Source organism: Aeromicrobium sp. Root495 (assembly GCF_001426755.1).
Classification (GTDB): domain Bacteria; phylum Actinomycetota; class Actinomycetes; order Propionibacteriales; family Nocardioidaceae; genus Aeromicrobium.
Genome location: NZ_LMFJ01000001.1, coordinates 464729 through 473886 on the forward strand (window position 1 = coordinate 464729; position 9158 = coordinate 473886).

At 69.8% G+C, this 9158-nt stretch carries 8 protein-coding genes; 1 reads left to right on the forward strand and 7 read right to left on the reverse strand.

Annotated elements, in window-relative coordinates:
* Positions 1-7: 7 nt before the first annotated feature.
* From ASD11_RS02515 to glpX, 7 genes are read right to left on the reverse strand one after another with little or no spacing between them, the layout of a single operon-like run.
* The gene (locus ASD11_RS02515) at positions 8-1711 is read right to left on the reverse strand and encodes a fumarate hydratase (protein ID WP_056282841.1); all 1704 of its coding nucleotides are present in this window, start codon (positions 1709-1711) and stop codon (positions 8-10) included.
* A gap of 23 nt (positions 1712-1734) precedes the next feature.
* Positions 1735-2367 carry a spermidine synthase gene (locus ASD11_RS02520; RefSeq protein ID WP_056282844.1) on the reverse strand — a complete coding sequence of 211 codons (633 nt, stop codon included), beginning with the start codon at positions 2365-2367 and terminating at the stop codon, positions 1735-1737.
* Positions 2364-2900, reverse strand: a complete 537-nt coding sequence (locus ASD11_RS02525) for a hypothetical protein (protein ID WP_056282847.1) — start codon at positions 2898-2900, stop codon at positions 2364-2366. The genes ASD11_RS02520 and ASD11_RS02525 overlap by 4 nt, the downstream gene beginning before the upstream one ends.
* The gene (locus ASD11_RS02530; protein ID WP_056282849.1) at positions 2897-5815 is read right to left on the reverse strand and encodes a hypothetical protein; all 2919 of its coding nucleotides are present in this window, start codon (positions 5813-5815) and stop codon (positions 2897-2899) included. The genes ASD11_RS02525 and ASD11_RS02530 overlap by 4 nt, the downstream gene beginning before the upstream one ends.
* Positions 5816-5842: 27 nt before the next feature.
* Positions 5843-6481, reverse strand: coding sequence for an FMN-binding negative transcriptional regulator (locus ASD11_RS02535; RefSeq protein WP_056282852.1), 639 nt, complete (start codon positions 6479-6481; stop codon positions 5843-5845).
* 5 nt (positions 6482-6486) lie between these two features.
* Positions 6487-7386, reverse strand: a complete 900-nt coding sequence (locus tag ASD11_RS02540) for an alpha/beta fold hydrolase (protein ID WP_056282853.1) — start codon at positions 7384-7386, stop codon at positions 6487-6489.
* Positions 7387-7432: 46 nt separating this feature from the next.
* Complete coding sequence (glpX, locus tag ASD11_RS02545; protein WP_082554118.1) at positions 7433-8440, reverse strand: class II fructose-bisphosphatase; 1008 nt, start codon at positions 8438-8440, stop codon at positions 7433-7435.
* 79 nt (positions 8441-8519) lie between these two features.
* Between glpX and ASD11_RS02550 the strand changes: the two genes are divergently transcribed.
* Positions 8520-9050, forward strand: a complete 531-nt coding sequence (locus tag ASD11_RS02550; RefSeq protein ID WP_082554119.1) for a DUF4245 domain-containing protein — start codon at positions 8520-8522, stop codon at positions 9048-9050.
* Positions 9051-9158 lie beyond the last annotated feature (108 nt).

A 9158-nucleotide genomic window follows, 5' to 3' on the forward strand; every position in this document is an offset into this window, starting at 1 on the left:
GCGAGCGCTACTGGGCCGACCGCACCCTGAGGCCGGTGACCGGGACGGTCACGGTGCCGGAGGGGTCGGTGAAGAAGTCGTTGCCCTGGTCGTCCACCACGATGAACGCCGGGAAGTCCTCCACCTCGATCTTCCAGACCGCCTCCATGCCGAGCTCGGGGTACTCCAGCACCTCCTGGCTCTTGATGCAGTCCTGGGCCAGGCGAGCCGCCGGGCCGCCGATGGAGCCGAGGTAGAAGCCGCCGAACTCCTGGCACGCCTCCGTGACCTGCTTGCTGCGGTTGCCCTTGGCCAGCATCACCATGGACCCGCCGGCGGCCTGGAAGGCCTTCACGTAGGAGTCCATGCGCCCGGCCGTCGTGGGGCCGAAGGAGCCCGACGCCATGCCCTCGGGCGTCTTGGCCGGTCCGGCGTAGTAGACGGGGTGGTTCTTCATGTACTCCGGCATGGGCCGGCCGGCGTCGAGAAGCTCCTGGATCTTGGCGTGGGCGATGTCGCGGGCCACCACGAGCGGTCCCGTGAGCGAGAGCCTGGTCTTCACCGGGTGCTTGCGGAGCTCGGCGAGGATCTCCTCCATGGGCAGGGTGAGGTCGATGGGGACCACCTCGCCGCCCTGGATGAGGTTCTCCGTGGTGGTGTCCGGCAGGTACTGCGCCGGGTCCGTCTCGAGCTGCTCCAGGAAGACGCCCTCCGCCGTGATCTTGCCGAGCGCCTGGCGGTCGGCCGAGCAGGAGACCGCGATGGCCACGGGGCAGGAGGCGCCGTGGCGGGGGAGCCGCACCACCCGGACGTCGTGGCAGAAGTACTTGCCGCCGAACTGCGCGCCGATGCCGAAGGACTGGGTGAGCTTGAAGACCTCATCCTCGAGCTCGAGGTCGCGGAAGCCGTGGGCGCTCATGGAGCCCTCGGTGGGCAGGGCGTCGAGGTAGTGCGCGCTGGCGTACTTGGCCGTCTTGAGGGCGAACTCCGCGCTCGTGCCGCCGATGACGACGGCGAGGTGGTACGGCGGGCACGCCGCCGTGCCGAGCCCGCGGATCTTCTCGTCGAGGAACTCGAGCAGGCGCTTGGGGTTGAGGATCGCCTTCGTCTCCTGGAACAGGAACGACTTGTTGGCCGAGCCGCCGCCCTTGGCCATGAAGAGGAACTTGTACTCGGGGGCCTTCCCCTCGGTGCCGGGCGTGGAGTAGAGCTCGATCTGCGCCGGGAGGTTGGTGCCGGTGTTCTTCTCCTCGTACGTGGTGAGCGGCGCGAGCTGGCTGTACCGCAGGTTGAGGTTCGTGTAGGCGTCGTAGACGCCCTTCGCGATCCACTCGGCGTCGTCGCTGCCCGTGAGGACGCCCTCGGACTTCTTGCCCATGACGATGGCCGTGCCGGTGTCCTGGCACATGGGCAGCACGCCACCGGCCGAGATGTTGACGTTCTTCAGCAGGTCGAGCGCCACGAAGCGGTCGTTGCCGGACGCCTCCGGGTCGTCGATGATCGTGCGGAGCTGGGCGAGGTGGGCGGGGCGCAGGTAGTGGCTGATGTCGTGCACGGCCTCGCTCGTGAGGCGCTGGATGACCTCCGGGTCGACCTGGAGGAAGGTCTTGGTGGACCCGTCCGGCAGCGGGACCTCGACGGTGCGGACGCCCTCGCTCGTGACGAGTCGGTAGGGCGTGTCGTCCGGTCCGGTCGGAAGGAGGTCGGAGTAGAGGAACTCTGCGTCAGCCACGATCAGGGACGATACCGCGCCGGCTACGGCTTCCTGCCGGAGATCAGCCAGTAGTCGGACTCACGGTTCCCGAGGAGCACCGGGACGCGGATTGAGGTGACCTTCTCGAAGTGGGTGCGCAGGTCGCGGCGGAGCTCCTTGGAGTCGGCCCACGACCAGACCACGAGGTGGCCGCCAGGGCGCAGGCGCTCGGCGCACACGTGCAGGAAGTCGGGCTGGTAGAGCTCGGCGTTGTGCTGGTGCACGAGGTGGTCGGGCCCGTTGTCGACGTCGAGGCAGATGGCGTCGAGGCTCTGCGGGTCCTGGGCCGCCACGACGTCGCGCACGTCGCCCACGACGATCTCGATGCGATCGTCGTCGAGCGGTCCGGCCCCGTGCCCGTCCTGCACGGCCGCGACCACCGTCCTGTGCAGCTCGGCCACGACCACCCTTCGGGCGCCCTGGGCGAGCATCTCCGCGGCGGTGAAGCCGAGGCCGAGACCGCCCACCAGCACCTCACGGGCGCCCTGGTCGAGCACGTGGGTGGCGAGGAGCCGTTCGGAGGTCGTCTCGACGTCGTCCATCACGAACACGCCGTTGACGCGCAGCTCGAGCGCGCCGTCGGCCCGGCGTCGGAGGTGGACGGGGTCGGTCTCGGGGGCCGGCCCCTCGGTCACCGACCGGCCGCTTCGTCGAACGTGGCGTCGTAGGTGTCGTTGAGGCTCAGGCGCTGGCCGGTCTCGTCCTGCCAGTCGTTCTCGACGCGGTCGGCGAGGGTGGCCAGGCTCGTGAGCGAGGCCGAGTCCTGGGCGATCTCGTCGTAGGGGCGCAGCGCCCCGTCGTCGAAGAGCGCGGAGAAGTCGGCCTCGCTGCTGTAGCGGTCGCTCCACCAGCCGGCGACCCGGTAGTTCCTGCGGAGATCGGCGTCGGCGGTCAGCTCGCGGGGTCCGTCTGCTGCGGCCTTGCCGTCGGCCTCGCCCGCCTCACGCAGCGCGGTGCGCAGCGCCGAGGTGTCCTTGGAGGTGATGGCGGACGTGACGGCGTCGTCCACGACGTCCTGGTCCTCGCCGGGGGCAGAGGCAGAGGCAGACGTGCTGGGGCTGTCGTCGGACGGAGTCGTCTGGGTCACGGTGGGCTCCGGGGAGTCGTCGTCGGAGGTGCAGCCGCTGAGCGCGAGCGCACCGATGAGCAGGAAGGCGGCGAGCCTCATCGATCCGTTCCCACGTGGTCCTCCTGCGGCGACCAGTCGTTCTCCGGCGCCACCGGCTGACGGCCACGGTACTGGGGTCCGCCCTCAGGCTTCGGGTTCTCGGCGTACCACTCGTCGAGGTGGCGGCCGTAGAGGTAGCGGCGCATGGCCTCGTCGTCGTGGACGTCGGTGTTGGTCGGCTCGACGGCCTCGCCGTCCTCGTCGGTGTTGTCGTTGTCGGCGTTGGCGTTCTCCAGGGAGGTGTCGAACGTGTCGTCATACGTGTCGTTGAAGCTGAAGCTGTCGCCCGTGCGGTCGTTCCAGTCGTCCTGCGCGTTGTCGGCTAGGCGTGACATGTCCGACAGCGTCGCAGAGTCCTGGGAGGCGTCGTAGTACGACTTGGGCGAGCCGTCGGCGTTGTACACCGAGGCGTAGTCGGGGTCGTTGGCGTACTGCCCGGCGTACCAGCTGGCGATGCGGATGTTGCGCTGGCTGTCGGCGTCGCGGCGGGCGTCCTGCAGGAGCCGGTCGCGGTTCTCGTCGTCGATCTCGTCGAAGTTGGGCACGTCCTGCTCGCCCAGCACCTCGTCGACGATGGGTCCGGTGAACGTGCCCACCGCACCGCTCAGGAACGGGCCGGCGCCCGGCACGAAGCCCAGGCCGGTTCCGGCGATGCCGGACAGCACGTTGATGGAGGTGGCAGTGGCGGCGCGTCGACGGTTCTCCTCGATGATCTCGGCCACCTCGTCGGCGTGCTCGCCCTCGGTGCGGTCGGAGGCCCAGTCGATCGTGGCCGACTTCATGCGGCCGTCGAAGTCGCCAGCTCGGCGCAGGGCCTCGCGCAGGGCGTCGGTGTCGCCGCTGTGCACCGCCTCGCGGACCTGGTTGTCGAAGTAGGCCTGGGCCTGGCCCTGCCAGGCGATCGGGTCCTCGCCGTTGCTGTTGCCGCTGTTGGCGACGAACTTGAGGAACCCGTCCTGGCTGTCGTTGGAGAGCTGCGCGAAGACCCCGTTCTCGTCGTGGCCCACGCCGTCGGGCGTGCCGGTGGTGGCGGGCCGGCCGAAGGAGTCGATCCAGCGCGAACCGACGTCGAGCACGGAGTCGCTCATGTTCTCGCCCATCCGGTTCTCCCACGTGATGGGGTCGCCGGCGATGTCGGACATGAGCTCGGAGGCGGCGCGGGCCTGCAGGTCCATGTCGCCGCCGCCACCCTGCGTGTGGTCGGTGCCGGACTTGATGAGCTCCTCGGCGCCGGACGCGTCGATCCACGGTGCGGTGAGGAGCGCGCGCCGCGAGTCGTCCTCGAGCAGGACGGTGGACGAGGAGTTCTCGTTGCGCGCCGTGATGCCGAGCAGGTCGCTGACACCGCTGTCGTCCTGGGTGAAGTCGAGCCCGTGGTACTCGCGGCCGGCGCCGCCGCGACCGCCACCGGTGTAGTAGCCGTGCGACTCGGCCGTCTCGTCGATCGTGTTGAGGTCCTGCTTGACCTCGATGGCCTGGTGCGCGAGGTCGACGCCGAACTGGTCGCCGGGGCGCACGCCGTCGGACGCGCTGGACAGCAGGTCGCCCCAGCCGTTGACGGCGCCGAGGCCGTCGACGGTGTTGAACTGGTCCTGGCCGATGGTCTCGATCGTGTACTCGCCGCTTCCACCGCGGCCGCGGGGACCGTTGACGGTCTCCTCGCCGGGAGCGGTGCCGAGCAGGCCGCCGGAGCCGTCGGGGTGACCGACGCGCTGGTTGACGAGGTCCTGGATGGCCTGCGGCATCTCGTTGAGGGAGATGCGGCCGTCGGCGGGGGACAGGCTGCTGCCGAGGTAGGCGGCGCTGTCGATGCCGGCGTCGTCGCGCTGGACCTCGGGGTTGCTGTAGTTGAGGATCGAGTCGGCGATGGGCCGCATGGCCTGGTCGACCATGGAGTCGGCCGCGTACGGCGGCATGCCGGAGGGGATCGCGTTGCGGATGGTGGTGGAGAGGCCCGCGAGGTTCTCGGCACCCACGGAGTTGAGGTACTGCTCGATGTAGGCCGCCTCGGAGGCCGTCATCTTGTGACCGTCGGCGATCGACTCGTTGATGGCCTGGAGGCGGGCCGTGGAGTCGGCGATGTCGTTGTAGGTGCCGTCGCCCTCGACGACGCCGTTGAGGATGTCGGCGTCGACCGCCGCCTGGCCCAGGACCAGGTTGGTGAGGGCGGGCGACAGGTGGGGGAGCGCCATGATCTCGAGGAGTCCGGCCGAGACCTCGGGGTTGTCCTGGATGTACTGCTGGGTCTCCTCGAGCGACATCGTGGCGAAGTCAGGGAGCGTGCCGTTGTCGATGGCGTTCTGCAGGGCCTGGCGCTTCTCGTCGGGCGTGAGGGGGACGTCGGGCCACAGGGTGGCGGCACCGAGGGGGATGTAGCCGGAGGTGAGCAGCTTCTTGACGTTCTCGTCGCTGTAGTTGCGGAACATCGAGGCGACCTCGTCGGTCGCGGTGTCGAGCGTCGTGACGGCGGTGTTGTACTCGCCCTGGAGCTCGGACTTCACCTGCGCCTTGAGCTCGTTGTAGTCGGGGCGATCGGGGTCGTCGCGCATGTCGGGGTCGTGGACCACCGAGCTGTAGCGGGACTGGGTCTGGGTGCGCAGACGCTCGTTGAGGTCCTCGACCTTCTCGTCGAAGGTCTCGACCGCGGCGGCGAACTGGTTCATGAGCCCGACGGCGTAGTTGCCCTTCTGGGCGATGCTGCGCGAGAGCTGGGCGGCCTGCTGCGGGTTGGAGCGCGTGCCGGCCTCGATGTCGCCCTCGAGCTGACCGGCGATGGCCTGGTCGTCGCCGTCGAGCTCGCCCGCCAGGCCCTGGATGACGGTGGTGTTCTGGGCCGGCGTCTCGGCCGCGGTCCGGATCTGGGCGGCGGTGACGCCGCCGTACAGGTCTCCGTAGTTCTCGAAGTCAGCAACCATCTCGGTTCCCCCCTGGAATCGTGGTGGTCAGAGTCTAGGGGTACGGGCTCGCTCGCGCTCCATGTCCCGGGCCAATTCCGGATGTGAGTACGGGCCGGACGCATGCAAGTGGTCGATGACGTTCTGCACGGACCGGTCGTCCTTGTCCTGGCTCATCTTCACCTTGAGCTCGAACCGGGTCACCTCGATGCGCAGCCCGACCGTGCCCCGCAGCGGACGCTCCGCCCAGACGGGGTCGAGATACAGGGGCTCGTCGACGTGCTGCTCGAAGTGCGCGACGAGCCGCGTGAGGGTGGCGAGGTTCTCCGGCGTGTCCATGACGTGAGGACGGCCGTGCAGGTGGGCAGCCGTGAAGTTCCACGTGGGGGCCTGCGAGGAGCCCGGCTCGTACCAGCTGGGAGAGACGTAGCCGTGATGACCCTGCAGCACCACGAGCAGCTCCTCGCTCGTCGAGAGCTCGTGGATCCGGTCGTCCGGTCGGCCGAGGTGCGTGACGAGCGCGAGAGGCGTCCCGGGGTCCTCCGCCTCGGGCGCCAGCAGCACGGGGTAGTGGGAGGCGACGAGGCCGCCCGCGGTCGGGCTCACGATCGTCGCCCAGGGATGCTCGCGGACCAGCGTGCGGACGAGCTCGGGGTCCTCCGACGCGTGCTGGGGGTTGGGCCGCACGTGGCTCAGACCTTGGCGGCGCGGGCCACGGTGTCGCTGATCTCGCTGATGATGGCAGCGTGGAGCTGGGTGGGGATGTCGTGGGCCATCCCGGCGATCTCCACGTGGTGCGACCCCTTGATGGCGGCGGCCGTGGCCCGCCCGCCCGAGCGGTGCACGAGCGGGTCGCTCAGGCCGTGGATCACCGTGACCGGCATCGTGAGCGCGCCCAGCTGCTCGGTGCGGTCGGGCTGCGTGAGGACGGCGAGCATGTGGCGCAGGACGCCGCTCGCGATCCAGCCGCGGTCGTAGGTCTCCTCGGCCCGGGCCACGGAGTCCTCGAGCGTCGTGGGGAAGGCCGGTGACGCGATGAGCGCGCCCGTCTTGAGCGACCTCTCGATGTAGCTGTCGCGCGTGCGGCCCGAGCTGGCCAGCAGGCCCGGGATGAGCTTGGGGTGCTGCCAGCCGACGGTGCGCCGTCCTGTCGTGGACATGATGGAGACGAGTGACGACACCCGCTCGGGGTGTGCGATGGCCATCGTCTGGACGATCATGCCGCCCATCGAGACGCCCACGAGGTGAGCCGTCTCCAGCCCCAGCGCGTCGAGCAGCCCGTACGCGTCGTCGGCGAGGTCGGAGATCCCGTAGGGAGCACCGCCGCGACCCAGGAACGCCCGGATGACGGCGCCCCGGCCGACCTTGTGCTGGCGCAGCTTGGTGGAGCGACCCGTGTCGCGGTTGTCGTAGCGGATGACGAAGTGCCCACGCTCTGCGAGCGCCTCGCAGAACGACGTGGTCCACCAGCCCATGGGGCCGCCGAGCCCCATCGCGAGCAGGACGGGCGGGTCGGACGGATCGCCGAAGGTCTCGTAGCAGAGGTCGATGCCCGAGGGCAGGTGGACGAACTGCTCGCCTGAACCAGTCATTCCCTCAGTATGACGGAGGCGGGATCAGCGTTCTCGGTCGCTCGGCTCAGTGCTCGTAGTCGATGGCCGAGTAGGCCTGGAGCTTGGTGAGCTGGTGCTCGCTCGTGATCTTGCGGATCGTGCCGCTGCGCGACCGCATGACGAGCGACTCGGTGTAGGCCTTGCCAGCGCCGTAGCGGACCCCGGCCATGAGCTCGCCGTCGGTGATGCCGGTGGCGACGAAGAAGCAGTCGTCGGCGGTGACGAGGTCGTTGGTGCCGAGCACGCGGTCGAGGTCGTGGCCGGCGTCGATGGCCCGCTGGCGCTCGTCGTCGTCGATGGGCCACAGCTTGCCCTGGATGGTGCCGCCGATGGCCTTGATGGCGCACGCGGTGATGATGCCCTCGGGCGTCCCGCCGATGCCGACCAGCAGGTCGACGCCGGTGTCGGGGCGGGCGGCGGTGATGCCGCCGGCGACGTCGCCGTCGATGATGAACTTGATGCGGGCTCCGGCGGCGCGGATCTCGTCGACGAGGCCCTGGTGGCGGGGACGGTCGAGCACGCACACGGTGACGTCGCTGTTGGAGATGCCCTTGGCCTTGGCCACGAGCGCGATGTTCTCGGCCACGGGGAGGCGGATGTCGACGACGTCGGCCGCCTCGGGTCCGGCGATGAGCTTCTCCATGTAGAAGACGGCCGACGGGTCGTACATGGAGCCTCGGGGTGCCACGGCCATGACGGAGACGGCGTTGGGCAGGCTCTTGGCGGTGAGGGTGGTGCCGTCGATGGGGTCGACGGCGACGTCGCACGCGGGTCCGGTGCCGTCGCCGACCTCCTCGCCGTTGAACAGCATGGGCGCCTCGTCCTTCTCGCCCTCGCCTATGACGACGACACCGCTCATCTGCACGGTGTTGATGAGGCTGCGCATGGCGTTGACGGCCACGCCGTCAGCCCCGTTCTTGTCGCCGCGGCCGACCCAGCGGCCGGCGGCCATGGCTCCTGCCTCGGTGACGCGCACCAGGTCGAGGGCGAGGTTGCGGTCCGGGGCCTGGGCGGCGGGCTTGAGGCTTTCCACGCGCACAGCCTAGCGGCGCAGTGCCGCGGCAGGGGCCAAGGCCGACGGGGGAGTCGAGGATCACTAGGCTGGTGGGGACATGGCAGGCACGAGCAGCAGGGGCAATCCCTCGATGGCGGACGTGGTCCGCTCCGTCGTGGTGCTGGGGCTCATCATCCTGGCCCTGTGGGTCGTGGGCCGGCTGGTCACGGTGACGCCCGACGAGCCCACCTCGTCCGTCGACTACGCCCAGGCCGCCCAGCAGGTGGCAGACGCGGTTCCTTACGCCGTGCTCTCGCCGCCGCAGCTTCCCGACGGCTGGCGCGCCACCTCGGCCCGCCTCACCCAAGGTCGCTGGCACCTCGGCGTCGTGACCGACGACGACGAGTACGTGGGCCTCGAGCAGGACCAGAAGAGCGCCGCCACCCTGGTGCGGCAGTTCGCCAAGGGCAGCAAGGCGGCCGGCCAGGTCGACATCGCCGGATCCTCGTGGACCGAGCGCACCGCCTCGGACGGCGACGTCACCTACGTACGCACCGAGGGCGAGCTGACCACCCTGGTCACGGGCAGCGTCGGCAGGGCCGAGCTCAAGGACTACGTCGCGTCGCTCGCGGTCGTCTCGCCGCGCTGACCCGGTGACGCCTCGTTCCGGGGATTCCGTTGCCAGGTGGTGTGGCCGGGTGGTCTCCACTCGACGTGTCCGTCGGGTGCGATGTGGTGTTCCCAGTGGTGGTCGTGG